This window comes from Nibricoccus aquaticus (assembly GCF_002310495.1).
In the GTDB taxonomy this organism is placed as follows: Bacteria; Verrucomicrobiota; Verrucomicrobiia; order Opitutales; family Opitutaceae; genus Nibricoccus; species Nibricoccus aquaticus.
Genome location: NZ_CP023344.1, coordinates 3,453,729 through 3,479,138, shown reverse-complemented (window position 1 = coordinate 3,479,138; position 25,410 = coordinate 3,453,729). Strand labels below are relative to the sequence as shown.

The window sequence follows — 25,410 nt, the reverse complement described above, 5'->3', positions numbered from 1 at the left end:
CTGCTCTGATAACCGCCGTCATGGGCAAATTCTTTGACCAGCTCACACCTGCTCACCGCGACTTCATCGCGCGGCAGAAAATCTATTTCATCGCCACCGCACCCGACTCTGGCCGCGTCAACGTCTCCCCCAAAGGCTACGACTCCTTCCGCGTCCTCACCCCATCGCGCGCCGGCTACCTCGACCTCACCGGCAGTGGTGCCGAGACCGCCGCCCACCTCGCCCAAAACGGCCGCGCCACCGTCATGTTCTGCGCCGTCGAAGGCGATCCGCTCATCCTCCGCCTCTACGGCCGCGGCCGCTCCGTCCAGCCGCATCACGACGACTGGAAACAACTCCGCCCGCTCTTCGGCCCGCCGCTCGCCGGCGAACGCCAGCTCATCATCATCGACATCGAATCCGTCCAGACTTCCTGCGGCTTCGGCGTTCCGTTCTTCGAATACACCGGCTCGCGCGACACGCTGCTCGACTGGTCCAATCGCAAAGGCCCCGAAGGTCTCGCCACCTACCGCGCCGAGAAAAACGCCAACAGCATCGACGGCCTGCCCACCACGCTCGCCGCTGCTCCTCACCCGCAACCAGCCCGATGATCCGCGCCCTCGTCTTCGATTTCGACGGCCTCATCATCGACACCGAGACCCCCATCGTCGACGCCTGGGTCGAGGTCCACGAGCGCGCCGGCGTCGCGTATTCACGCGCCCATGCGCTCAGCGTCGTCGGCCACGCCGACATCGCCTTCGATCCCTGGATCGCCTTCGGCCCCGCCGCCGACCGCGCCGCCCTCGAAAAACAACATCGCGATCTCCGCCGCGAACGCCTCCACGCCCAACCCATCCTTCCCGGCGTCCTCGACCTCATCGCCACCGCCCGCGCCCACAACGTCCGCCTCGGCATCGCTTCCAACTCCCCGCACTCTTGGGTGGACAGCCACCTCCAGCGTATCGGTCTTTTCGATTCGTTCGACATCATCCGCTGCCGCGACGACGTCTCTCGCGGCAAACCCGAGCCCGAGGTCTACCTCTCCGCACTCGCCGCACTCGGCGCCGCCCCGCACGAATCAGTCGCCTTTGAAGACTCCCCGCCCGGCAGCGAAGCCGCTAAGCGCGCCGGACTCTTCGTCGTCGTCGCGCCCAATCCCTCGACCCACCACCACGTCTTCCCCCACGCCAGCCTCCGCGTCACCTCCCTCGCCGAAATCACCCTCGATTCCCTCGCGAAACACCTCTGAAACAGCGTTGCGCGTCCGTGCCCCGCACGCCTTCCTCACCGCAATGAATCCCGCCCCCGCCGAGTCCGTCGTCTTCGCGTGCGAGACGCGCGGCCTCCGCAAATCCTTCGGCGACACCAAAGCCGTCAACGGCCTCGACCTCCAAATCGCCCGCGGCCAGCTCTACGCCTTCCTCGGCCCCAACGGCGCCGGCAAGACCACCTCCATCCGCATGATCGCCGGCCTCCTCCGGCCCGACGCTGGCGACATTTTTATCGAGGGCATCCCGCTTCGCATCAACCCATCCGCCGCCAAACGCCCCCTCGCCTACATCCCCGACGATCCCGTCCTCTACGGCAAACTCCGCCCGCTCGAGTACCTCGAATTCGTCTCCGCCCTCTGGGATCTTCCCGCATCCGCCAGCCAACCATGCGCCGAAGAACTCCTCCAGACTCTCGGCCTTTGGGAAAAACGCGATGACTTCATCGAGAGCTTCTCCCGGGGCATGAAGCAAAAAATGGCTCTCTGCGGCGCGCTCATCCACCAGCCCACCGTCATGCTCCTCGACGAGCCGCTCACCGGCCTCGACGCCTCCGCCGCCCGCCTAGTCAAAGACATCCTCCTCGATTTCGTCCGCCGCGGAAACACCGTCATCCTCACCACTCACATCCTCGACGTCGCCGAACGCCTCGCCCACCGCATCGGCATCCTCCACGCCGGCCGCCTCGCCGCCGAAGGCACGCTCGACGAACTTCGTCACCAGGCCGGCAATACCTCCGGCACGCTCGAAGACGTCTTCCTCCGCGTCACCGGCGGCGAAAACGGCGAACCAGCCTCCACGCCCCCATCTCCCGCCCCTGCATCCCCGCCCCCGCTGCCCGTCGCATGAGCGCGTTGCTCAGACAAACCCGCCTGATCCTGCGCAACGACCTCCGCCTTCTCTGGCGCGAGCTCCGCACGGGCAAACTCAAGATCGCCACTAGCGCCACCCTCCTCGCCCTCGCACTGCTGGTCCTCCACGCGATCAGCATTCTCCTTTTCACCCACCTGCAGCAGACGCCCCCGCTCGGTCTCGAAGCCGGCCTCTGGGCCTTCTTCGGTTTCCTCATGCTCGGTGCTTCCATGAACCAAGCCATCGGCCTCTTCTTCGAGCGCGCCGACTTCGATCTTCTTCTCTCTTCTCCGGTCAGCACCCGCGCCATCCTCCTCGCCCGCATCGCCGTCATGTCCACCGGCGCGTTCATCGGCGCCAGCCTGCTTCTCCTGCCACTGCTCAACGGCGTGATCATCGGCTTCTCCCCGATGTACCTTTTCGGATACGTCACTTGGATTTCCCTCTCCATTATCGCCGCCTGCGCCGGTGTCTGGCTCACCCTCGCCCTCGTCCGTCTTCTCGGCACCCGCCGCGCCCGCGTCTGGATTCAAATCCTCGCCGCCTTCCTCGGCGCGTCAGTTTACCTCACGTTTCAAATTCAGAACTACTTCCCCCGCGCCGACAAAATCGCCTTCTGGTCCGCCCTCCGCACCACCGCCGACTGGCTCGGCTTCTCCCACCTCGCCCGCTCCGGCCGCGGTGAACCTTCCGAGCTTCTCATCCTCGCCTCCGTCACCGCGCTCATCGCCTTCCTCACCGCCCGCCAGCTCGCCAAAACCTTCCTCACCGGCCTCCAGGAATCCGGCGTGAAACCCTCCCGCGCACCCCGCACCGGCGGCAAAACCTACCGCTTCTCCCAGGGCCTCGCCCGCGCCACCTTCTTCAAAGACCTACGCCTCATCGTCCGCGACCCGCTCCTGCTTTCGCAGACGCTCCCGTCGCTCATGTACATTCTCCCCGCGTTCCTCGCCTTCCGCCAGTTCGGCGGCACCGTCATCCTCGCCCCTGTCGCAGTCGTCATCGCCGTCCAGTTCTCCACCTTGCTCGCCGACGTCGCCGCCACCGGCGAGGATTGTCTCGATCTCATCCGCATGAGCCCTTCGCCTGAGACCCGCCTCCGCCTCGCCAAAATGGCCGCCGGCATGGCTCTCCCGCTCGCCGCCTCGCTCATCCTCTGCCTCGTTATCGCCGCCTTCGGCCGCCCGTGGCTCGCCTTGCTCGCCTTCATCACCGGCGCCGTCACCGCCTCCGGCTGCGCCTGGCTCTCCGTCGCCCGCATCTCCCCCACACCGCGCAAAGACCTGCTCAACCGCAACCGCCGCCGCACCTCCATCACCCGCAACATCCTCGTGGGCATTCTCCTGATCGGCGCCTCCGGTGGCATCTCCCTCGTCGCCCACGGCACGCTCTGGTTCATCGGCATCCTCCTGCTCGGAGCGACCGCCCTCGGCGTCATCGCCTGCTTCACCTTCGTCCACATCGAGGAGATCGCTGACGAAAAACCACTCCCGTCATGGCACTACCCGAACGCTACCCCGTCCTAGGCGTCCGCGTCAGCGCCCTCTCCCTCGCGCAAGCCCGCGACCTCGTCATCTCCGCCGCCCGCGAACGCCCGCCCGCCGCATATGTGTGTTTCTGCGACGTCAACAGCGTCTCCTGCGCCCGCCGCGATCACGCCCATCTCGCCACGCTCAATAACTCCTACCTCACCACACCCGACGGCATGCCGCTTGTCTGGCTCGGCCGCCGCGCCGGCCATCGCGCCATCACCCGCGTGTACGGCCCCGACCTTCTCCTAGAAGTCTGCGCCGCCACCGCCGGCACCGAGCTTACCCACTTCCTCTATGGCGCCGCCCCCGGCACGGCCGACGCCCTCGCTCAAAAACTCTCCGCCCGCTTCCCCGGCCTCCGCATCGCAGGTACCCACACACCGCCTTTCCGCGAACTCACGCCCGACGAAGCCTCCGCCCTCGAAACGAAAATCCGCGCCCTCCGCCCGTCCTTCTTCTGGGTCGGCCTCAGCACCCCCAAGCAGGAAAAATTCATGGCCGCCTTCGCCCCACGCCTCGACGCCGGCGTCATGCTCGGCATCGGCGCCGCCTTCGACTTTCTCTCCGGCCGCGTCAGCCAGGCCCCGCGCTGGATGCAACGCTCTGGCCTCGAATGGCTCTTCCGTCTCTGCACCGAACCCCGCCGCCTCGCCTCGCGCTACTTCAAAAACAACCCGCTCTTCCTCCTCCGCCTCCTAGCCGAAAAAACCGGCCTGAGAAAATACTGAGCGCCCCAGCCACCCGCCGCCTCTCCGCGCCCGCGCCAATCCGCCCGCCCGCCGCCGTCCTCAACTTCCCGATACCTTGAAGTCGATCGCCTGACTCATGCTCACGTTCACAGTCCGCCCCTGACGGAACCCCGGCTTGAACTTCCAGCGCTTCACCGCATTGAGCGCCACATCGTCGAACCGCTGATTATCCGAGCTGATTACCCGAGGGTTCATCACCTCACCCTTGGCGGAAACCACAAACTCCACCGTCACGCTCACACCCGCTGCCGCAGTGAGCAGATGCCGCGGGATCGTCGGCAACGGCCGGTACGTCGGCGTCGGCGCGCGATCCAGATCCGAGAGCGCGAAGACACTGCCAAAACCGCTCCCGCTACCTCCCGCGCCGCCACTGCGGAAATTTCCCGGGATCTGCGACAGGCTCGCCCCGCTCAGATCCGCGCGCGGCAGCATGTTGCCCAGCTGCACCGCCTGCACGAAATCCCCCAGATTCACCATCGCCGGCGTGTCCGGCAGCGTCGGCACATCCACTCCCGCCGAAGCCTCCGTGTTCTCACTAGCCGCGCTATCCGATGCCACCAACTCCTCCTCCGGCACCGGCACATCAAACAACGCCACCTCCGTCACCTCCGCCGGCGCGACCACTGCCGCCACCGGTTTCGATTTCCCAAAGCCAAAGAAAAAAATCGCGTGCGCCGCCACCGCGATGCCCAGCGCTACCCACATACCCACCTTGTCCGCCTTCACCTCCGGATATTTCCACGTGCCGCGAACCTCAGACTCAGTCTCAATCTTCGCCCAAAAAAAACGCGCCTCGGCACCCGTCGTCCTGCTGGACTGCTTCCGGCGCACGCCCGCCTGCGGTGCGCTTAAGCTCGTTTCTGCGACGTTCATGGTGAGTTCAGTTTTGGTGCCGACCGACGCCTGCCGGTCTGCGAGTTCGCCACACACACAACCACCTTTCCTTGCCTTGAAAAGACCGAAATCGAGATTCAGTCGCATTTCATTGAAAAACTTCGCGCTCCTCATCTCCGCCCTCGCCCAACATCTTCACTAACCACTCTCCCCCAAGCAGCTGCTCTCGCTTTCATGCCGCGTATAACCCTGCCTTTTTCCTAAAATCTCCCTCGCCGCCAGCCTTTCCTGGCTTCCCAGCGACTCCTCCGACCCTGCCTCACACCCGCACGATCACATCCTTCGCCTCGAACCGCACCTTCTTCACCGCCGCATACTTGTCCCCAAACGCCCGGTAACCCGCCGGGCACGCCACCACCGTCGCATAGTCCCCACCGCTCAGCCCCAGGATCTCATCGTACCGCGCATTCTCGATTCCCTCCATCGGGCACGTATCAACCCCCAGCAACGCCGCCGCCGTCATGAACTGCCCCAGCGCGATGTAGATCTGGTGCGTCTGCCACGCATCGAGCCGCCCCGCCTTCGCCGCGTTCGCCAGATTCCCCGCGATCATCTTCCCAAATCCTTCCAACGATTCCCGCGTCACCTCCTTCACCGCCGACACCCGCTCCAGATATTTTTCCACATGCGCCCCGCCGATGTTCTTATGCACAGCGAACACCACCGCATGTGAGCAATCCGCCATCTGGCTCTGCTTGTACGAAGCTCCCGCCAGCTGCTCCTTCACCGCCTGATTCGTCACCACGAAAAACTTCCACGGCTGCAACCCCATTGACGACGGCGCCAGGATCAACGCCTGCTCCAGCGCCTCCCAGACCTCGCCCGGGATCTTCTTCACCGGATCGAATTTCTTCGTGGCATAACGCCAGTTGAGAGCCGCGACCAGTGATTCGGGAGACAACGCATCGGACATGGCGCGATCAGGAAACGTCCGTCACGAAACTTCAACCGCGCTCTTGGCGCTCCGCTCTACCACCGCCCTTCACACCCCCGGCCGCTTCGCCCACCGCCCCGCCAGCACACCGCAGATCACCAGTTGCAGCGGATGATAGATCATCAACGGCAGCAAAATCACCCCGAGCCGCGGATCCGCCGCGAAGATCAGCTGCGCCATCGGCACACCCGACGCGATCGTCTTCTTCGATCCGCAAAACACCGTCGCGATCCGGTCCTCCACGTTGAACCCCGCCATCTTCGCGATCGCCTCCACGATCCACAGCACCACGAAAAACAGTATCAGCGATCCCACGACCGCGATCGCCACCACGCTCAGCCCCTGCCCCGACCAAACGCCGCGCGCGATCGAATCGCAGAACGACGTGTAGATGATCAGCAGGATCGTCCCGCGATCCACCACATGGATGAACTTCTTGTTGCGCTTCGCCCACTCCGCCAGCCACGGCCGCGCCAGCTGCCCAAGCACCAAGGGCAGCACGAGCCAGAGCATCAGATCCAGGATAACTTTCCCCAGATCCACGCCACCGCCCTCCGTGTGCAGCCGCCAGCTGATCCATAACGGCGTCACGATCACGCCGATCAGGCTCGAGAGCGTCGCATTAAAAACCGCCACCGGCACATTGCCCCGTGCCGCCGCCGTCATCGCGACCGACGACGACACCGTCGACGGCAACGCGCACAAAAAGAAAAAGCCTACGTTCAGCTCCGGCGAAATCCACCGATCAGTCAGCCACAGCAACGCCACCCCGACCAACGGAAAAATCAAAAACGTCGTCGTCTGCACCACCACATGCACCGGCCACCGCAAAGCCCCCGCCTTCATCGCCGCAAACGACAGCGACACGCCGCTCAGAAAAAAAATCACCGCCACGCCCGCCTTGTTGAGCAGCTCCGGATGCAACCACCCGCCATGCGCACCCGGCCCGGGAATCAACCACGCGAGCGCCACCGCGACCACCATGCCCCAGAGAAACCAATCAAATTTAAACTTCATGGGATCACACGTTCTCAGCCATTCTCATGCCTTCTTCCGAATCTTGCGCAGCACCAGATCTGCAATCTCCTCTCGCCCTTCAATCCGGAGCATCATCACCAAGACCATATAAATACCCGCGCCCACCGGAATCAGTCCGCAGACGGCAATCAAATCTGCAACCGGAGATCCCGGCATTTCACGCCGCAATAGCCACCAGCAGCCACCGACGACAATAAACAGTCCCAACGCCGCGAGCACGATCTTGCCCACTGTTTTCCAGAGCGGTGCGAAATTCATCCCCGGCAGCCGGAGCGTCAGCGCCCGTTGCAGCAAAACCGTCTGCAAAACAATCGCCACGGTGCTCGCCAGCACCAGTCCGCTCGTCCCGAGACGATCCTTCAGCGTGAGGCTCAGAATGATGTTTACTACAAAACTCACCGCTGCGATCCGCACCGGCGTCTTGGTTTCCCGCAGCGCGTAGAATCCTCGCGTGGACATGCTCACCACCGAGAAAAACGGCATCGCCACCATGAACAATTGCAGCAGCGGCACCATCGCCCGCGTGTTCTCGGCTGTGAATCTCCCATGCTCGAACAACAGCCGGATGATCGGCTCCGCCAGCAACGCCAGCCCCACCGCGGCCGGAATGTTTATGAGCAAAATCAACCGCAATCCTTTGCGAAAATCATCCGCCATCTCTGCGAATTTCCCCTCAACGGCATGCCGCGAAATCAACGGGTACACGACCGTCGAAACCGCGATCGCGAAGACACCGATCGGCAGTTCCATCAGGCGATTCGCATAGAAAAAAACCGACGCCGAAGATTCATCGATGGAAAACGAGAGCTGCCGCGAGACGAAGATATTGATCTGATAAATCGCTACGCCAAACAGCTCCGGTGCCATCAGCCTCGTGATCTCGCGCACGCCGGACGAGATGCTCAGATCGAAACGCGGCCGCCAGCCTTCCCGCATCAAGACGATCGTCGGTGAAATCATCTGTAGCAGCCCGCCCACCAGCACACCGCCGCACAGCCAGTAAACCTGCCCCAGATCGGATTCGCTCCACCGCCATGCCGCGCCCCCCAGTGAAGCGATCATCGCAAGATTCAACCAGATTGGTGAAAGCGCCGGCTCCGTGAAGCGATCCATCACGTTAAGCGCCGCGTTCAACGCCGCCGCCACGCACACAAACGCCATGTACGGAAACAAAATCACCGTCAGATCAGCCATCAGATACCACTTGGGATCCTGCCCCGTGATGTGCCGCGATTGACTGCATACCGACATCGTCACCACGACCAGCACGCTCGTTGTCACCGCGACCCAGCTCACCACATTGTTGAGCAACGCAAATGCCCCTTCCTTGCCCCGTTCTCGCAATTCCGCGTGCAAGGTCGGCACAAACGCCGCCGACAATGCACCCTCGCCGAGCAATCGCCGAAACAGATTGGGCAAATTATATGCCGTCACAAAAGCGGAATTGAAAACTCCGCCGCCAAGAATGTTGGCGCTCAAAATATCCCGGATCAGCCCGAGCACACGCGACACCATAGTCAACGACGCCACTACGCTGATGTTCTTCAGATTTTTCGACACTCCCGCAGTTCTCACGGCGCCCATTTTCCTTAGCAAGATCGTAAGGCGCGCTCGCCTGGGTGCCCCTTGGACACAAACCGCGCACAGAGATAAATTAGTCCCCGGCCAACAATTTCCACTCGATAAGAACACCGGAAACTCCCTCCCGTATTCTGTCCCACTCGTCCGCACGCGCCGCGCTTTCGAGTTCTTTCGCCGCGTTTTGCAGACCCGTCGCGCCCAAGTTCGCCGCGCTGCCGCGTATCGTGTGGGCACCCACAGCGACTTTTTCCGCCTGATGAGCTTCAACGAAACCACTCAACGCCTCTACCCGGCCAGGCATGTCCTTCATGAACATCGCCAGTGCCTTTTCCCAAAGCGAGATACCATCCGGTGTCTTGATTTTCTCCAGCTGGCGGCGTCGTTCCGGATCGAAATGATCATGCGTATCCCGCCCGGCTTTTTGCACAGACACCGGGTTCGCCGGCTGGGCTTGTTCGCTGTCCGCCCTTAACAGGCCGCAGCGTGCAAACGCTTTCTCGAGCACTTCCGGATCGATCGGCTTGGTGACATAATCATCCATTCCTGCCGCGAGCGCCTTGGCCCGGTCGTCGGGCATGGCATACGCAGTCAATGCGATGATCGGAAGCTTCACCGCCTGAGGAGACGCCTCGCCCGCTCGGATGCGGCGGCTCGCTTCATACCCGTCCATCACAGGCATCTGGCAGTCCATCAGAACCGCGTCGAAATCCGAACGCACGAGCTGCCTGATGGTTTCCTGCCCGTTTACCGCAAATTCAACCGTGTGCCCCATCTGCTCCAGCATCATTTGGGCGACAAGTTGATTGGTCGGATTATCTTCTGCTACCAACAATCGCAGCCGCTTTCCCACGGCCGCTTCAGCGATGGGAAAGGGCGCCTGTGTCTCGGAACGGCCAAGCGCGCGCACCAGACTCCGCCGCAGCTGCACGCTGCGAATGGGCTTGTTCAACACCGCGCTGAAATCCAACTGAGCCAATGTCTCCGGCTCCACTTCCGGATTTGACGAGGTCAGCACGACTATCCGCGTACCGGAAATCTCCGGATCTTTTCGGATCGATTGCGCGAGCAAATACCCGCCCTCCCCCGGCATGTTCCAATCAAGTAGCAGGACAGAATAGGGATGCTCTCCTCCTGCGGCATTACGCAAACTCGCCCGCGCACTCTCCGCGTCAGGCACTGCATCCACCACCACGTCCATTTCGCTAAGTTGGCGCGTCAGTATGATCCGGTTATTCTCATCATCATCTACCACGAGCACCCGGGTGCCCTCAGGAATGGTTTCCTCGGCTTCGCTCGCCGGCACACTCGCGCGTTGGAGATCGAGCTGGAACCAAAAACAGGATCCGGCCCCTTCCACACTATCGAACCCAATGGTCCCTCCCATCAAGGACACCAGTTGCCCGCAAATCGCCAGGCCAAGACCCGTTCCACCGAAACGCCGCGTCGTCGATCCATCCGCCTGAACAAAAGGCTGGAAGAGATGCGCCCGCGCCGACTCCGGGATGCCAATCCCCGTGTCCGTGATCGAAATGCGTACGTGCAATCCGTTCCTCGGTGATGCGACCGCCGTTGCCTTCAACACCACCTGCCCGCGCTCCGTGAACTTGAGCGCGTTACCCAGCAGATTGGTGACGATCTGCTGGATACGATTGCGGTCTCCAGTCACTCCACCGGCCACCGCCGCATCGATATCCACCATCAATTTCAGCCTCTTTCGATCCGCCTGCGGTGCGAGCAGCGCCGCCGTCTCCTCAAGCGCATCCCGCAAATCGAAATCCATCGCATCGATGCGGAACTTCCCCGCCTCGATCTTCGAGAAATCGAGAATGTCGTTGATGATCACGAGGAGATTGTCGGCGCTGTGGATGATCACGTCCGCCATCTCCTTTTGCTTTTGATCCAACGCGGTTCGCCGCAGGAGCTCGGACATCCCGATCACTCCATTCATCGGCGTGCGAATCTCATGGCTCATCGTTGCCAGAAACTCCGACTTCAACCGCGACGCTTCCAACGCCTGATCGCGCGCCGTGGCCAGGCTGATCTCAAGCTGCTTTCTGTCCGTGATGTCCTGGGTGAACATCACGATGCCTCCAATTTCTTGATTATATTTATACCAAGGACGCACCTCCCACCGCAGCCACTGGGAACTGCCGTCGATGCGGTCAAATCGCTCGCCCGCATTTAACTCCACCGCGCCGCCCATGCAGCGACGATGAATGGCTTTCCAATCATCCCCGATCTCGGGAAAGACCTCGTAATGGGACCGCCCCAGGATCGCCTGACCTTCCAGCTTGTAATCGATCAGCCACTGTTTGCTCACCACTAGATACTTCATCTCCAGATCAAACATCGCGACCGAGGCTGGCGCATGTTCCGCAAATAACCGCATGCGCTCCTCGCTCTGATTGATCGCTTCCTCCGTTCTCTTCCGTTCGGTGATATCCGTCCGGATCGCCGCGTACTGAACAGGCTTACCATCCTCTCCCAGCAACGGCACAATCGTCGAATCCACCCAGTAAAGATGGCCGTCCTTCGCGCGATTGCATATTTCCCCCTGCCAAACTTTCCCTTGGGCGATCGTCTGGTACATCGCCCGGAAAAATTCTTTTGGATGAGCCCCCGAATTGAGCAACCGGTGATTCTGGCCAATCAGCTCCTCCCGGCTGAACCCGCTGATCGCACAAAATAAATCGTTCGCGTAGGCGATCGTGCCCTTCACGTCTGTGACCGCGAAAATGGCGTGTTGATCGACGGCGAACCGCTGCTGCGCCAGCTCATCCAGCAGGGCTTTCATCCGCGCATCCGCCGCTCTCTTCGCGGTGAGATCCTGTCCCACCCCCAGATAGCCAGTGATCTCCCCCGATTCGCCACGCAGCGCCGTGACTGAAAGCAGCACCGGCAGCCTCGTCCCGTCCTTGCGGATGTAGGTCCATTCATTCTCGTCGAGATTCACCACCTGGGCCTTCGCCACAAACGCCTCGAACCCCGGCGCAACCGTCCGCCCAAGTTCCCGCGTGAGGACTTCCGCCCGCGCCACCACTTCACTCGGCTCATGGATGATCGCAGGCGTGCACTTCCCCACCATTTCTTCCGCGTCATATCCCAGCATCCGCTCAGCCGCGGCATTGAAGGTGACGATCAATCCCTTCGGGTCGGTTGAAATAATCGAGTAGCTCGCGCTCTCAAGAATCGCGCGCTTCAAATGATTCGACCGGCGTAACGAGTTCTCCGCCTGCTCGCGCTCGCTCACCTCCGCCTTCAAGCGCGTGTTTGCGATCTCCAGCTCACTCGCGCGCTGCGTGGCAACTGCACGGGCCTTCGCCCCCGTTGATTGCAGGCTCATCACCAGTGCCGCGACCAGCACTGAAACGAAAGCCGCGCTCGTCCCCGCCCACAAAGGCGCTGAGTTATCAGAAGCCACAAACGCCGGCGATCGACGCCAGCCCAGGGTGAAAGTCTGTCCCGCCAGCTCGATGACACTGCTGCGTTCGATCTTCGGCACTGTCGCCGGATAGTTCCCCTCGCGGGTGTCGAACAGCAGGTCCTCCCGACGCGTCGACTGACCATCAAAAAAACTGAAGTCGACCTCGCTCCCTCCGGTTTTCAAAACGTTCTGGAGAACCGTCTCCGTGATCAACGGCGCATAAACCCAACCTAGGCATTCCGCCCGCCGTTGCTCCACCGTATCGATCACCGCCCCGTTCCGGAAAAAAGGTTTAAAGATCAACGCTCCAGCCCGGACTTCGTGGTCCTGCACCAGTTGGATTCGCCGTGTCAATCGGGCCGAGTTCGAATTACGCGCCACCTCCGCCGCCATTTTGCGATTCGCTTCCGTCGCCACATCGAGACCGATCGCCAGCGCATTGGTATCCGCGGGCTCACAATAGGTGATCGCATAACGAACCGGCTCTTCCGGTCCGCCGACGGGCCGGGTGGCTGTCGGTACACTCTTGAACCCAAAACCCGGCGCGCCATCCGCGTGAACTGCATTTAAAAACGCCGCTTCGCCGTCCGGTTTCACAATAAAGATCACCCCGATGCCGAGCGCCCCGGGGAATTTCTCCCGCAATTTTATTGCCTGCGCAAACGCCCGCCACTCAGCACGACTCACCTCGTTGGATGCGCCGAAAAGCGCTACGCCCGCCTGTAGCGCGCTTTCGTAGTGCTCCACCCGCCGGTCGATTTTCTCGATCGCTTCCTGGATTTGCGCATCGAAACGAGCCTCGTCGATGCGGCTCCTTGCATCCTCCAGCGAAGAAAACATCCACCCGCTCAAACTCCATCCTGCCAGCATCACCAGAAACGGCAGTGTGAAATTTCCCGGCCGCACAAACGTCGGCAGGATGAGCGCCGTCAACGCAACCGAGCTCAGGAAGATCTGAAGATGGATAAGATTTTCGTTGAGCGTTCCATCCACAAATGGCCCCGTGCCAAAGTACGCCGCCGTCACGCCTAAAGCGGAGATCCCCAGCGCAACTACCTTCACCCCCGGCGATCCAAACCAGCTCAACGCGACGAGAAGAAGCGGGAACACCCCAAACAGAAACGCGCTGCCACCGTGGACCCCGAAAACCGCTCCGCCAATCACGAGTGAGAGCCCGGTCAATCCCACCGCTTTTCGTAAATCTATTCCCCCAAGGCCAGCAGGTGCGCCCAGGGCTTCCCTGAGCGCGAGAATCGCCGGAGCCACCAGCAAGCTCCCCAGCACGTCGCCCACCCACCACGTTTTCCACAAAGTGGTCAACAGCGAGCCGGGCACGACTCCCGAGATCCATAGAACCAAGACTCCCGCCGATGCGCTGATCACCGGTCCCACCAGAGACCCGACGCCCAGCGCCGCCGACATTCCGATCGAAGCCTCGCCCTTGGTTCCACGCCCGATCTTCAGGACTATCCAGGCTCCCACGACCGCCTCCAGCGTATTGCCCAAGGCTATACCCGCCGCGGCAACCAGGGAAATCGACGTCAACGCGTTCGCCACGAACGCCCCCAACGCCACCCCCGGCCACCAACGCAGTCCGCTACAAATCAGCGCGCCCATCGCCAGCCCGCTCGCCGGCCACACAGGGGAAACGTTCCCATGCACACTCGCCGCCATCAACCCAAGCCGGGCCAGCGCCAGATAGACCACCGCGAGCCCTCCCCACATAACCCCCATTTGAAAGATCGAAGGTAACCGGCGGTATGAATGCAAAAAATGGCTGCGCATGGGGTGTTCCATCCGGTCAATCGGCACATGCCGGAAATTCGTTAGCCGCACTCTACTCCCAGCCCTCAGTTCCTCCATGCAAAATCCGGATGGCAGTCACGCCACCCCCTGCCGTCTGCGGACAATTTACAATGAAGTTTACCGGTGCCGTGACGATTACCTCCTTCAAGACGGCTCGTTATCTCTCCACTCCGAGCCCGGGCGCAGCCCATGCCTTTACCGATCTCTCATCCCATTTCCCTGGATCTCCCCTCCGCTCCAAAAGGACACATCTTGATCGTGGATGACGATTCCGTGAACACGATCGTCGTTACGGGATTACTGGAGTCACACGGATATCAGGTTTCCCAAGCAGGTTCGGGCGAAGAAGCATTACTGCGGATCGCAAATGAGAAACCAGATCTGGTCCTTCTCGACGTCACCCTTCCGGGCATCGACGGCTTCAAAACTTCCACCGAAATCAAGCGCACCCTCGGCGACGAGGCACCCCCTGTCATTTTCGTCACCTCACGGGACTCGACCGACGACATCGTAGCCGGCTTCGCCAATAGCGGCGTCGACTATCTGACGAAACCCGTCTCCGAGAGCGAAGCCCTCGCGCGTATCCACACCCACATTTCCAACCGGAATTTGATCAAACAGCTCGCCGTCGCCAACCAGCGGAAAAACCAGGTCCTGGGCATGGCCGCCCACGACATTCGCAACCCACTCGGCTCGATCTGCGGACTCACCGAACTGATGTCTGACGGCGCCTTTGGCCCTGTCGGAAGCGAACTGCTCGACTGCATCAAACTCATCAATAGCGAAAGCAGTAACCTGCTCGAACTTGTCAATCAACTGCTCGACGTCTCCTCCATCGAAGCAGGCGTGCTCAAAATCAATTTCGCCCCCGGTGATTTAAACGCCCTTATAGTGCGATCCGTCTATACCGCCCGCATTAACGCCAGCCGTAAAAAGACGCAGATTCTCCATCAGCCGAAATCGGGATCCACGACTCTCCGAATCGACGAAGGTAAAATCAGACAGGTCGTCGACAACCTGATCAGCAACGCCGTCAAATATTCTCCTCAAGGTTCCACCGTTAAGGTCACGCACACCATAGCAGGCGGGACTCATATTATTTCCGTGGAAGACGAAGGCCCTGGCATCCCCGAATCCGAACGCCACAAGCTGTTCAAAGAGTTCGGCACCCTTTCCGCCAAAGCGACCGGTGGAGAAAAAAGCACCGGCCTCGGTCTCGCGATCAGTCGACGAATCATCGAGGCTCACCATGGCTCCATCACCGCCGAGAACTTATCCCCGCGAGGATCGAAGTTCTCGTTCACGCTTCCTGCCACTTGAGTCGCAGGCGCGGCGGAACGCCGACTTCCACGAAAGAGAGGGAATCCCTCCTCAGAAGGATGATCCGGCGCTCGCCGCCACCGCGTTTCCCCAACAGTCCGGTCCTCCTGAACCGCCATTGACGCGTCTTTTCCGCCTCCCCACCTTCGCCGCGTCATGCCCATCGTCCCGAAACTCATCGAGAAGCTCCAGCGCCACCCGAAGCGCATCGTGTTTCCGGAAGGTAACGATCCGCGCATCCTTCAAGCCGCTCGCCAGTGGGTCACCCGCCGCATGGGCGCCCCTATCCTCCTCGGCGAACGCGCCGCCATCAAAGCCTCCGCCGCCCGCCTCGATCTCAACCTCCAGGGCATGAGGATCATCGACCCCGAACACAGCGAAGACTTCGCAACCTTCGCCACCCAGCTCGTCGAACTCCGCCGCGCCAAAGGCGTCACCCTCGACGAAGCCCGCAAACTCCTCCGCGACCCCAACTACTTCGCCACGATGATGGTCGCCAACAGCCAGGCCGACGCCCTCGTCGGCGGCGCCACGCAAACCGCCTCCAGCGCCCTCCGCCCCCTCTTCCAGATCATCCCCAAACACGAGCACGCCCAAAACGTCGCCTCGCTCATGGTCATTGATTTCGACGAGAAAAAAGTCGGCTCCGACGGCTCCCTCTTCTTCGCCGACTGCGGCGTCATCCCCGAACCCACCGCCGAGCAACTCGCCGACATCGCCCTGACGACCGCCGTCATCGCCCGCCACCTCACCAACGAAAAACCCCGCGTCGCCCTCCTCAGCTGGGCCTCGCACAGCGACTCCAAACACCCGTCGCTCGCGAAAATCCGCACCGCGACCGAACTCGCCCGCGCCAAAGCCACCGCCGCGGGCCTCGACATCGACATCGACGGCGAACTCCAGGTCGACGCCGCCCTCGACCTCGCCGCCGCCGCGAACAAAAAAATCACCGGCCCCGTCGCCGGCCGCGCCAACGTCCTGATCTTTCCCGATCTCGCCAGTGGCAACATCGCCTTCAAACTCGTCCACATTCTCGCCGGCGCGAACTCCTTCGGCCAGATCATGACCGGCCTCAGCCGCCCCGCTGCCGAGATCAGCCGCGGCTCCAGCGCGCACGACGTCTTCGGCGCCGCCGCCATCGTCGGCTGCCAGGCCATCGACCGCAAACTCCTCTACGGCGGCGCCTGAGCAGGCGTGCACTCGCGCGACTCCTCCCCTTGGAGGAGCGGCTTTACGCCACGATTCGCATCTATCCGCCATCGTTCTCGTCCGAATCCTTCTCCCTCATCCGTGCCCAGCTGTGCCATCTGTGGTTAAAAACTCCGCCTCCGAAATCTGCATCCGGTCCCGTTAAAACCTAAGTCGTCATCCGGTTTTCACTCTTCACTTTTCGCCCTTCACTCCTCGCTCGATGACTCCGCCCGACTTCACCCAAAACCCCTTCCGCCAGCCCGCCTTCCCCCTCCTCACCGAGCCGACCAACACCGAGGTCAAACGCGTCTTCGTCGCCGCCACCCGCATGAACGACGGCAAGACCACCACCTGCCTCGGCCTCTACGCCGCCCTCCAATCCCTGTATCCAAGAGTCGGCTTCATCAAACCCGTCGGCCAGCGCTTCGTGAACATCCAGGGCCTTCAGGTGGACGAGGATTCCTACCTCTTCGACACCATCTACGACGTCCACGTCCCCCTCGAAAGCATGAGCCCCGTCACCATCGACGGCACCTTCACCCGCCGCTTCCTCAAGCAGCCGGATACCATGCTCGCCGAGCTCGAGGATAAAATCTGCCGCGCCTTCGACCGCGTCTCCTGGGAAAAAGATTTCACCCTCATCGAAGGCACCGGCCACGCCGGCGTCGGCTCCGTCTTCGACCTCTCCAACGCCCGCGTCGCCAAGCTCCTCAAAGCCAAAGTCATCATCGTCACCCCCGGCGGCATCGGCCGCCCCATCGACGAGATCGCCCTCAACAAAGCCCTCTTCGACAAAGCCGGCGTCGAAGTCATCGGCGCCATCTTGAACAAAGTGGAGCACGACAAAATCGGCCTCATCCAGGAATACGCCGGCCTCGGCCTCGACCGCCTCGGCGTCCCCTTGCTCGGCGTCCTTCCCATCCAGCGCGTCCTCTCCCGCCCCAGCCTTTCGCAGATCGCCGAAGAAATCGACGGCCAGTGGCTCAACGGCAAAGCCACCGCCACCAAACAACGCGCAGAACGCGTCATCGTCGGCGCCATGACCGCCAAATCCGTCGTCGATTACCTCCAGCCCGGAGTCGTCATCATCACCCCCGGCGACCGCGACGACATCATCCTCGCCGCCGTATCCAGCGCACGGATCTCCGGCCAGAAAACCATCGCCGGCCTCATCCTCACCGACGACACCCCGCCCCACCCCAAGCTCCTCGAACTCCTGGCCCAAACCGAGATCCCCGTCATCTCCGCCAAAGCCGACAGCTACACCGTCACGTCCAAGATCAACGACATGACCGTGAAGACCCAGCCACAGGACACCGACAAAATCCCCGTGATCAAAAAACTCATCACCGAACACGTCGACCTGAAGCGCCTCCTCAAAACGCTGTAGGCGGGGTGCACCCACCCCGCACCGCCCCTGTAGGGCGCGCACGCCGTGCGCCGCCGTCCGTTTTTTCCCCACATCTTCCTCCGTACGCGCTCAGCGTCACTCCTCGCCCTCTTCGCCCCGCAGCACGAGCAACACCAGACTCGCCGCCGCCATCCACACCGTAGCCATCAGCACCTCGATCAACGCCGCCTTCGTCGAGATCAGCTCCAGATAACAGCACGGCAGCAAAAACGCCGAGCTGAAGAAAAAGCCAAACAACGCGAACCCGCCAATCCGTCCGAAATGCCGGACCAGATGATCGAACAAGAGATTAAAGAAAATCGTCACCCTTCTCTCATCGGCACACCGCCCTGAAAATTTTCCGTCAAACCTCCGATTGTAGCCGCGTCATTTAAGACGCGGCTACCGGGCAAAGCGCATCCCTAAAACCGCATTCGCCCATTCTACCACACTCCTTTCCCCCAATTCCGCTTGCATACCCCGTACCACCCGTACTAGTTCAAATAGTACAGACAAACACTCAGCCGCCCCGCAGCTTTCACTCTTCCCCCTTCACCTTTCCCTCTTCGGCCATGCTCCCCTTCTCCATCGAACTGAAGCCCGGCCTGCCCATCACCGAGCAGGTCATCTTCGCGGTGAAGAAAGCCGTCGTCGCCGGCCAACTCCGCCCCGGCGACGCCTTCCCCTCCGTCCGCGCGCTCAGCCAGGAACTGAAAATAAACCCCAACACCGCGCACAAGATCACCGCCGCCCTCGTCGCCGAACGCGTCCTGATCTCGACGCCCGCCGTCGGCACCACCGTCGCCGAATCCTCTGCCGGTTCGCGCGAAGCCAAAACCGAGCTCCTCGACGACGAAATCGAACGCCTCGTCGTCGAAGCCCGCAAACTCGGCCTCCCCCTCGACGAAGTCCAATCCGCCCTCACCCGCCACTGGAAAAAGTTCAAAGGCAAATAACCCGCCCCCGAAAATCGTTCTCTTACTCGTACTCGTTCTCCCGCCCGCCAGCTCCTCGCCAAATCCTGTCCAAAAATTCCGCCCCTCCGTCATTCGGCCTTCGGATTTCCTTCACCCCCCTTCCGACATCAGTGCGCCTCAGTGCCCATCAGTAGTTAAAAAACTCCGTATCCGAAATCTCCCTCCGACATCCGCCCACTCCGATATTCGCGTCCATTCGCGCCCCCCCCCTTTTCACCCACACCCGCACCGCTCTCCGCTCTCTTCCCAAAAAACTCCGCGTCCTCCGCGCCTCCGCGGTTAAACCCCACTTGCTCTTATGAACGCCATCGAAACCCACTCCCTCTCCCGCCGCTACGGTCGCACCGAAGCCGTTCACGACCTCACCCTCACCATCCCCACTGGCTCCATCTTCGCCCTCCTCGGCCCCAACGGCGCCGGCAAGACCACCACCATCAAAGTCCTAATGAACCTCCTCGCCCCCACCTCCGGCGAGGCCCGCATCCTCGGCACCGACTCCCGCCGCCTCCGCGAAAGCGACCGCGCCCGCATCGGCTACGTCTCCGAGAACCAACAGCTCCCCCTCTGGATGACCGTCCGCCAGCTCCTCGACTACTGCCGCCCCTTCTACCCCACGTGGGACCGCGATCTGGAGAAAAAACTCCTCAACAAGTTTTCCCTCCCGCCCGACCGTAAACTCAAGCACCTCTCCCGCGGTATGCTCATGAAAGCCTCGCTGCTCTCCTCGCTCGCCTACCGCCCCAAACTCCTCGTCCTCGACGAACCCTTCAGCGGACTCGATCCCCTCGTCCGCGACGAATTCATCCACGGCGTCCTTGAAACCTCCGCCGCCGGCGAATGGACCGTCCTCATCTCCTCGCACGACATCGCCGAGATCGAGCAACTCGCCGACCACGTCGCCATCCTGGATGCCGGCCGCCTGAAACTCTCCGAACCCACCGAGTCCCTCCAGGCCCGCTTCCGCCGCATCGAACTCACCCTCCATTCCGTCCCTGAGAGCGCCAACGTCCCCGTCGGCCTTCCTCCCCCGGGAGCGCCGGCCTCTGGCCGGCTTCCTTCCTCCGCCTCCCCTACACGCGATCTCAGCATCTCCGCCGCGTCCCACGAATTCCCCCAGACTTGGCTCGCCTTCGAGCGCACCGGCACCCTCGCCCGCTTCATCGAAACCCGCTTCGACCCCGCCGCCACCGAGTCCGCCTGCCGTACCCACTTCCCGGATGCGCAAGTCACCGCCCACCCGATGACCCTCCGCGAAATCTTCGTCGTCCTCGCCCGCGCTTCCCGCCCCGCAGCCACCGCCGCCTGACTTCGTTACTTTCGCTCAGCAAGCTCACCCCCGCCGCTTCTTCTTATTCGCGTCCATCAGCGTCTATTCGCGGTTAAAAATTTCATCCATGCATCTCCTCTGGCACATCGTTAAAAAAGACCTCCGTCGTCTCTGGCCCTGGCTCGCCCTCCTCGTCGGCGCGACGCTTGCCCGCTACGCGAATTTTTACGCGCCGGGATTCGATCCTGAGCGCACCCGTCTCGCCGAGCTCTGGAATCGCGCCGAGCTGATCGATAATCTTTTTCTCGGCCTCTCACTTTTCGCCACCGCTCTGATCGCCGCCGCGCTCGTCCATCAAGATCCGGTTATCGGCGACCGCTCCTTCTGGCTCACCCGGCCGATCTCCGGCCGTCGCCTGCTCGCCAGCAAGTTCATCACCTTCACGATCACCCTGCTTGTCATTCCATTTGCCGTACAAGTCGGCTGGTGGCTCGCGCAACACTACCGCATTGCCGACATCACCACGCAATTCCCTCCAATGGCCGGGCGTCAGGCCGGCGTCGCCTTCGCCGCGTTTTGCTTCGCTCTGCTGACCCGCAACGTCGGCTCCTTCATCCTGACAGCCCTCATCACCACGCTCGCGTTGACCGCCGCCCACGCCATTTTAATAGACCAGTGGCTGAAGCTTCCGTCACGCGCCGGCGAGTATACACGGGAACGCCTCGAACTCATCGTCGCGCTCATCGTTCTCCCGGTGCTGATCGTTCATCAATATTTCACCCGCAACACCCGTCGCACCCTCGTTTTTGCCGGAGGACTAGTCGCGCTTTGCCTCGGTCTCTATGCTGCCTGGAGCCTGCCTCTCTTCAAAGAAATCACGTCCCTCCCAACTCTCGCCACCAATCCCGCCGTCTCCGCGTCAGCCAGCCTCCCGATCTCCGACTTCCATCGCCAGCGAATCTCGGGCGCCAGCCGCGTACAACCGCGCACCAAAAACATTCCCGCTCTCTCGTCTGAACTCACGCTCGGCCCCATCCCTGCCGGCCACGTTGTCCAGATTGTAGGCTCCCGATTCAGCCAGAAACTCCCGCTCATTCTCCACGAACGCCACGTCCCGCTTTCCCAACCGCAGCACCCGGAATCCTACGCCAGCACCGACAAGCTCCTCATCTTCGATCGAAACTACGAAACGCCGCCCGAAATTCCCGGCTCATTCGAGGTCGCTTTCATGTTCGCGCTCCGCCGCCCGGAGACGGTCGTTACCCTCCCTATAGTTACAGGAGCAGCCGGCTCACGAGGACCTTATCATGTCCGCATTGCGGCGACTAGAAGCTTCACCAGCTCAATCTACGGCTCCCCCGATGGCACCAACGGCTCCGAGGAAGCTGCTACCGCCTCCCAACGCTTTGCCCTTACCCTCGATGAAATTACCCCTTCCTACCTGCTCAGCCATGACGATTCCTACGCCGAGTATGATTCCGACGGCCCCTACCACATCAACTCGAGCGACCTCTATCGCAACGACACTACTTCCCGTCGCGCCTACTTCCTCGTATCCCGCAGCAACGGCTCCCTGCTGACAGCCGAAAGCATGTATATCGATGCCACACTTTCCGTCGACGGCGTGCGTCGCCGCCTGATCCGCGTGGTATTTCCCAAAAACATCAGCGAGTCCGAACTGGCCGACTACGATCTCGTCAAAGTCATCGCCCCACTCGTCGGCACTTTCACCCGCTCGATCACTTTCCCCGCCACCCGATGGACGGAACCCGCAGTCTCTTCTCGCGAGACCCCCTGATTTCACGCCCGGAAAACCGGACATTAGCCCACGGCTGAAAAATTCAACGCTCTGTGCATCGCCCGCTTTCCCTCCTCCATCGCGCAGTCCTCCCGTTCCTTTTGCTGGCAACGTCCTTTGGGACCACCACCGCCCGCGCATCCTCAACATCCGAGACGTCCCCCCCCCTTCCTCGCCGTCTCCCACGACGAAGCCCTCGCCCGCGCCAAAGCCGAAAACAAACCCCTCCTCCTCTTCTTCGACGGCCACTGGAGCGAACGCGCCCGCGAAGTCCTCCCCGAGATCTTCTCCGATCCCGCCGTCCTCGCCGCCCTCAACGACCACTCCCTCGCCCTCCGGATCGACGTCCTCGCCGCGCCCGACCTCACCAAGCGCTACAAAATCTTCCACGTCCCCACCCTCGTCTGGCTCTACCCCGACGGCACCGCCCGCCGCTACTGGGTCAACTGCGAGAAACCCTCCGCCATCCGCACCGAGATCGTCGAAAGCCTCACCCTCCTCCCCAAGCTCCGCGCCGCCACCCGCCCCGACGATCCTCTCAGCCGCTTCAAACTCGCCCGCGCCTTCTTCGACGCCGGCGACTACGCCGCCGCCCTCACCGAAGCCCGCTGGCTCTACCTCGAAGCCATCGGCGACACCTCCAGCACCAAGGCCAAAAAGGAAAAAGACCGCGTCTCCGCCTGGGACGTCATCAAATTCCTCGAAGAACTTCGCCCCTTCTACGAACCCGCCCGGGCCACCACTCGCGAGTTCATGGAGCGCGAAGAACAAAAAACCCGCGCCAACCCGAAGAGCGGCATCGCCGCCGCCAAATTCTGGCGCCTCGCCAAAATCCTCGGCGAAACCCACCTCATCGCCCCGCTCCACGACAGCCTCCCACCCGGCCCCGCCCGCGACACCCTCGCCCGCCACCTGCCCAAAACCAAATAGCCCCCGCTCGCACCGCTTCCTCAAAGAACAAGCACCGCTCCGCAGAGGTCATCCATCCTCATCCACACGTTCCATCCGTCCCATGCGCCCCATCGGACCTATCTCCTCACCGCGACTCCCCTCCGCCTCCTCGCTTTCACTCATGCTCGTTTCACGCCCCCGCTCGCCGCTCCTTCTTCTGCTAGCGCTTGCGCTCACACTCCCCCTCTCCGCCAAAGAAAAAGACTCCGCCCCCGCCAAATCCCCCGACGTAGAACTCGATCAACTCGTCGTCACCGACAGCCCACCCGGCTCGGTCCCATTTGCCTTCGTCTGGGTATCTAACCGTTTCACCGGCTCGATACTTTTCCCTCCCATCATCGCAAAGGTTAGCCCCAAAAAGGAGAAAGTCCCCATGTGGGTCGCTGACCGCCGCGGTAAACAACGCGAAGCCTTTGTATGGTGGAATATTCCAGCTCCTGAAATCGTAGCCCTCAAAAATGGTGGCCAGATCCTGGCCATCGACGGCATCGACGTCACCACGCTGGATAATCACGTACTCAGAAACCTCCTGATGGAAGGCAAAGCCGGCGAACCCGTCACCCTCATCATCCGCGGCTGTGGCGACGAGATGAACCTCTTCCGCGAGATCACCGTGAAGCGCATCTCTGAACGAAAAACAAAACGCCTCCTCGACGAAGCCGCCTCCCGCGAACTCCGCCCCGCCCGCTCCCTCGCCGAACTCCCCGCGACTCCCTAACCTCCCGCCCTCAAACATCCTCCCGATCCTGTCTCTCCAGTTAATCTTGTCCAAAAAATTTCCGCTCTTCCGCCCTTATGCTATCCCTCCTCATCTGTGCAATCCGTGGTTAAAAATTCCCCTCCGAAAATTAGCGTCCATTAGCAGTTAAAAAACTCCTCCCAAATCCTCCTCCCCGCGCTGAGGCGCCAGCTCACACCAGCGCCCCAGCCCGCAAACCCGCCCGCCCGCCTTTCTCACTCACACCTTCGCCAGCGCCTGCTCCAGATCCGCCTGCAGGTCCGCGAAGTCCTCGATCCCGAGCGACAACCGCAGATAATCCGCCGACACGCCCGACGCCTTTTGCTCGTCCGCCGACAACTGCGAATGCGTCGTGCTCGCCGGATGGATCGCGAGTGACTTCGCGTCGCCGATGTTCGCCAGATGGCTGAACAGCTTCAGCGACTCGATCACCTTCTTCCCCGCGTCGAACCCGCCCTTCACACCAAAGCCCAGCAACCCGCCGTACCCGCCGCTCAGATACTTCTTCGCCGCCGCGTGGTTCTTGCTCGTCTTCAAGCCGGGATAATTGACCCACGTCACCTTGTCGTGCGCCGCCAGCAGCTCCGCCGTCTTTTGCGCATTCTCGCAAATCCGCGCCATGCGCAGATGCAGCGTCTCCAGCCCTTGCAGCATCATGAACGCATTGAACGGCGAGAGGCACGCGCCCACGTCGCGCAACAGCTGCAACCGCATCTTCAAAATGTACGCGATGTTCGCCCCGCCCGCCGGCGCGAAGCTCTTGAACGCGTCCCAATAAACCAGCCCGTGATAACTCAGGTCCGGCTGCGTAAACCCGGGGAACCGTCCGCGGCTCCAGTCGAAATTGCCGCCATCGATGACGATGCCGCCGATCGAAGTGCCGTGCCCGCCGATGTACTTCGTCGAGCTATGCACGACCACATTCGCGCCCCACTCAAACGGCCGGTTCAACATCGGCGACAGGCACGTGTTGTCGATGATCAGCGGCACGCCCGCCTCCTTCGCGATCTTCCCGACCTCCTCGAACGGGAAAATATTCAACGCCGGATTTCCCAGCCCTTCGCCGTAAAACGCCTTCGTGTTCGGCTTCAGCGCCCGGCGAAATGCGTCCGGATCGCCCGCGTCCACGAACGACACCTCGATGCCCAGCTTCGGCAGCGTATAGTGAAACAGGTTGTACGTGCCGCCGTAGAGCTGCGCGACCGACACGATATGATCGCCCGCTCCCGCGATGTTCAAAATCGCATCCGTGATCGCCGACTGCCCCGACGAATGCGCCAGCCCGCCGCTGCCGCCTTCGAGCGCTGCCATGCGCTGCTCGAAGACATCCGTCGTCGGATTCATGATGCGCGTGTAGATGTTTCCGAGTTCTTTCAGCGCGAAAAGATTCGCGGCGTGCTCGGTGTCGCGGAAAACATAGCTCGTCGTCTGGTAGATCGGAACGGCGCGCGAACCGGTCGTGGGGTCCGGCTGCTGGCCGGCGTGAAGGGCTTTAGTACCGAGGCCGTGGGTTTTCATCGGCTCCACCGTTTTTCTCCGCCCGCCATTTGGCAACGCCTCTGTTGCGCCCTTCCGTTAATCCATCGCCCCTCCTTCACTACCCAATGCCAGCCGCTCCGCACACATCCCACCGAGCGCATTCTAATCCTGTTAATCCCGAAATCCTGTCCAAAAAATTTCGCCCCCGTTCTTCAGCGCTTCCGCGATCATCCCGATCCGT

General features: G+C 61.8%; 20 protein-coding genes. 13 read left to right on the top strand and 7 right to left on the bottom strand.

Annotated elements, in window-relative coordinates:
- The first annotated feature begins 20 nt into the window (after positions 1–20).
- Genes CMV30_RS13935 through CMV30_RS13915 form a run of 5 tightly spaced genes read left to right on the top strand, consistent with a single transcriptional unit; the run spans position 21 to position 4,359 of the window.
- A complete protein-coding gene (locus CMV30_RS13935; protein WP_096056607.1) occupies positions 21–590 on the top strand; it encodes a pyridoxamine 5'-phosphate oxidase family protein in 570 nt (189 codons plus the stop codon).
- Complete coding sequence (locus CMV30_RS13930; RefSeq protein ID WP_096056606.1) at positions 587–1,228, top strand: HAD family hydrolase; 642 nt, start codon at positions 587–589, stop codon at positions 1,226–1,228. Before CMV30_RS13935 ends, CMV30_RS13930 begins: the two co-directional genes overlap by 4 nt.
- Before the next feature lie 43 nt (positions 1,229–1,271).
- Positions 1,272–2,096, top strand: a complete 825-nt coding sequence (locus CMV30_RS13925; protein WP_096057768.1) for an ABC transporter ATP-binding protein — start codon at positions 1,272–1,274, stop codon at positions 2,094–2,096.
- On the top strand, positions 2,093–3,625 hold the full coding sequence (locus tag CMV30_RS13920) for a hypothetical protein (RefSeq protein ID WP_096056605.1): 1,533 nt from the start codon (positions 2,093–2,095) through the stop codon (positions 3,623–3,625). The genes CMV30_RS13925 and CMV30_RS13920 overlap by 4 nt, the downstream gene beginning before the upstream one ends.
- Complete coding sequence (locus CMV30_RS13915; protein ID WP_096056604.1) at positions 3,595–4,359, top strand: WecB/TagA/CpsF family glycosyltransferase; 765 nt, start codon at positions 3,595–3,597, stop codon at positions 4,357–4,359. Before CMV30_RS13920 ends, CMV30_RS13915 begins: the two co-directional genes overlap by 31 nt.
- Before the next feature lie 60 nt (positions 4,360–4,419).
- Here CMV30_RS13915 and CMV30_RS13910 read toward each other — a convergent pair whose 3' ends face one another.
- From CMV30_RS13910 to CMV30_RS13890, 5 genes are all read right to left on the bottom strand, one after another.
- Positions 4,420–5,253: an energy transducer TonB gene (locus tag CMV30_RS13910; RefSeq protein ID WP_138223307.1), complete on the bottom strand. Its 834-nt coding sequence runs from the start codon at positions 5,251–5,253 to the stop codon at positions 4,420–4,422.
- A 280-nt stretch (positions 5,254–5,533) separates the two neighbouring features.
- Complete coding sequence (locus CMV30_RS13905) at positions 5,534–6,187, bottom strand: NAD(P)H-dependent oxidoreductase (protein ID WP_096056602.1); 654 nt, start codon at positions 6,185–6,187, stop codon at positions 5,534–5,536.
- A gap of 69 nt (positions 6,188–6,256) precedes the next feature.
- Entirely contained in the window at positions 6,257–7,225 is a 969-nt protein-coding gene (locus CMV30_RS13900) for a bile acid:sodium symporter family protein (protein ID WP_096056601.1), read from the bottom strand.
- Between the two features lie 24 nt (positions 7,226–7,249).
- The gene (gene murJ, locus CMV30_RS13895) at positions 7,250–8,806 is read right to left on the bottom strand and encodes a murein biosynthesis integral membrane protein MurJ (RefSeq protein ID WP_096057767.1); all 1,557 of its coding nucleotides are present in this window, start codon (positions 8,804–8,806) and stop codon (positions 7,250–7,252) included.
- A 94-nt stretch (positions 8,807–8,900) separates the two neighbouring features.
- Entirely contained in the window at positions 8,901–14,036 is a 5,136-nt protein-coding gene (locus CMV30_RS13890; RefSeq protein ID WP_175414882.1) for a PAS domain S-box protein, read from the bottom strand.
- A gap of 210 nt (positions 14,037–14,246) precedes the next feature.
- Here CMV30_RS13890 and CMV30_RS13885 point away from each other — a divergent pair, with 210 nt between their 5' ends.
- From CMV30_RS13885 to CMV30_RS13875, 3 genes are all read left to right on the top strand, one after another.
- Positions 14,247–15,377 carry a hybrid sensor histidine kinase/response regulator gene (locus tag CMV30_RS13885; protein WP_096056599.1) on the top strand — a complete coding sequence of 377 codons (1,131 nt, stop codon included), beginning with the start codon at positions 14,247–14,249 and terminating at the stop codon, positions 15,375–15,377.
- A 156-nt stretch (positions 15,378–15,533) separates the two neighbouring features.
- Positions 15,534–16,565: a phosphate acyltransferase gene (locus CMV30_RS13880; RefSeq protein WP_096056598.1), complete on the top strand. Its 1,032-nt coding sequence runs from the start codon at positions 15,534–15,536 to the stop codon at positions 16,563–16,565.
- Between the two features lie 223 nt (positions 16,566–16,788).
- Positions 16,789–17,958: a phosphotransacetylase family protein gene (locus CMV30_RS13875; RefSeq protein ID WP_096056597.1), complete on the top strand. Its 1,170-nt coding sequence runs from the start codon at positions 16,789–16,791 to the stop codon at positions 17,956–17,958.
- 96 nt (positions 17,959–18,054) lie between these two features.
- Here CMV30_RS13875 and CMV30_RS13870 read toward each other — a convergent pair whose 3' ends face one another.
- Positions 18,055–18,264, bottom strand: a complete 210-nt coding sequence (locus CMV30_RS13870) for a hypothetical protein (RefSeq protein ID WP_138223306.1) — start codon at positions 18,262–18,264, stop codon at positions 18,055–18,057.
- Between the two features lie 266 nt (positions 18,265–18,530).
- On the opposite strand from CMV30_RS13870, the gene CMV30_RS13865 reads away from it, so the two are divergent.
- From CMV30_RS13865 to CMV30_RS13845, 5 genes are all read left to right on the top strand, one after another.
- The gene (locus tag CMV30_RS13865) at positions 18,531–18,914 is read left to right on the top strand and encodes a GntR family transcriptional regulator (RefSeq protein ID WP_096056595.1); all 384 of its coding nucleotides are present in this window, start codon (positions 18,531–18,533) and stop codon (positions 18,912–18,914) included.
- Between the two features lie 319 nt (positions 18,915–19,233).
- A complete protein-coding gene (locus tag CMV30_RS13860; RefSeq protein ID WP_096056594.1) occupies positions 19,234–20,241 on the top strand; it encodes an ABC transporter ATP-binding protein in 1,008 nt (335 codons plus the stop codon).
- Positions 20,242–20,329: 88 nt separating this feature from the next.
- The gene (locus CMV30_RS13855; protein WP_096056593.1) at positions 20,330–22,000 is read left to right on the top strand and encodes a hypothetical protein; all 1,671 of its coding nucleotides are present in this window, start codon (positions 20,330–20,332) and stop codon (positions 21,998–22,000) included.
- Between the two features lie 117 nt (positions 22,001–22,117).
- Positions 22,118–22,930 (top strand): thioredoxin domain-containing protein, encoded by an 813-nt coding sequence (locus CMV30_RS13850; protein WP_096056592.1) that lies wholly within the window; start codon positions 22,118–22,120, stop codon positions 22,928–22,930.
- Between the two features lie 142 nt (positions 22,931–23,072).
- Positions 23,073–23,669, top strand: a complete 597-nt coding sequence (locus CMV30_RS13845; protein WP_138223305.1) for a hypothetical protein — start codon at positions 23,073–23,075, stop codon at positions 23,667–23,669.
- Between the two features lie 240 nt (positions 23,670–23,909).
- On the opposite strand, the gene CMV30_RS13840 is transcribed toward CMV30_RS13845, so the two are convergent.
- Positions 23,910–25,208 (bottom strand): O-acetylhomoserine aminocarboxypropyltransferase/cysteine synthase family protein, encoded by a 1,299-nt coding sequence (locus CMV30_RS13840; protein WP_096056590.1) that lies wholly within the window; start codon positions 25,206–25,208, stop codon positions 23,910–23,912.
- Between the last annotated feature and the right edge of the window lie 202 nt (positions 25,209–25,410).

Excerpts from the sequence above, each read along its gene's own strand:
- CMV30_RS13930 (WP_096056606.1), top strand. The coding sequence starts at position 587 with ATGATCCGCGCCCTCGTCTTCGATTTCGACGGCCTCATCATCGACACC.
- CMV30_RS13890 (WP_175414882.1), bottom strand. The coding sequence starts at position 14,036 with ATGCGCAGCCATTTTTTGCATTCATACCGCCGGTTACCTTCGATCTTT.
- CMV30_RS13845 (WP_138223305.1), top strand. The coding sequence starts at position 23,073 with ATGCTCGTTTCACGCCCCCGCTCGCCGCTCCTTCTTCTGCTAGCGCTT.
- CMV30_RS13925 (WP_096057768.1), top strand. The coding sequence starts at position 1,272 with ATGAATCCCGCCCCCGCCGAGTCCGTCGTCTTCGCGTGCGAGACGCGC.
- CMV30_RS13855 (WP_096056593.1), top strand. The coding sequence starts at position 20,330 with ATGCATCTCCTCTGGCACATCGTTAAAAAAGACCTCCGTCGTCTCTGG.
- CMV30_RS13905 (WP_096056602.1), bottom strand. The coding sequence starts at position 6,187 with ATGTCCGATGCGTTGTCTCCCGAATCACTGGTCGCGGCTCTCAACTGG.
- CMV30_RS13910 (WP_138223307.1), bottom strand. The coding sequence starts at position 5,253 with ATGAACGTCGCAGAAACGAGCTTAAGCGCACCGCAGGCGGGCGTGCGC.
- CMV30_RS13865 (WP_096056595.1), top strand. The coding sequence starts at position 18,531 with ATGCTCCCCTTCTCCATCGAACTGAAGCCCGGCCTGCCCATCACCGAG.
- CMV30_RS13885 (WP_096056599.1), top strand. The coding sequence starts at position 14,247 with ATGCCTTTACCGATCTCTCATCCCATTTCCCTGGATCTCCCCTCCGCT.
- CMV30_RS13920 (WP_096056605.1), top strand. The coding sequence starts at position 2,093 with ATGAGCGCGTTGCTCAGACAAACCCGCCTGATCCTGCGCAACGACCTC.
- CMV30_RS13915 (WP_096056604.1), top strand. The coding sequence starts at position 3,595 with ATGGCACTACCCGAACGCTACCCCGTCCTAGGCGTCCGCGTCAGCGCC.
- CMV30_RS13860 (WP_096056594.1), top strand. The coding sequence starts at position 19,234 with ATGAACGCCATCGAAACCCACTCCCTCTCCCGCCGCTACGGTCGCACC.
- CMV30_RS13935 (WP_096056607.1), top strand. The coding sequence starts at position 21 with ATGGGCAAATTCTTTGACCAGCTCACACCTGCTCACCGCGACTTCATC.
- CMV30_RS13840 (WP_096056590.1), bottom strand. The coding sequence starts at position 25,208 with ATGAAAACCCACGGCCTCGGTACTAAAGCCCTTCACGCCGGCCAGCAG.
- CMV30_RS13875 (WP_096056597.1), top strand. The coding sequence starts at position 16,789 with ATGACTCCGCCCGACTTCACCCAAAACCCCTTCCGCCAGCCCGCCTTC.
- CMV30_RS13900 (WP_096056601.1), bottom strand. The coding sequence starts at position 7,225 with ATGAAGTTTAAATTTGATTGGTTTCTCTGGGGCATGGTGGTCGCGGTG.
- CMV30_RS13880 (WP_096056598.1), top strand. The coding sequence starts at position 15,534 with ATGCCCATCGTCCCGAAACTCATCGAGAAGCTCCAGCGCCACCCGAAG.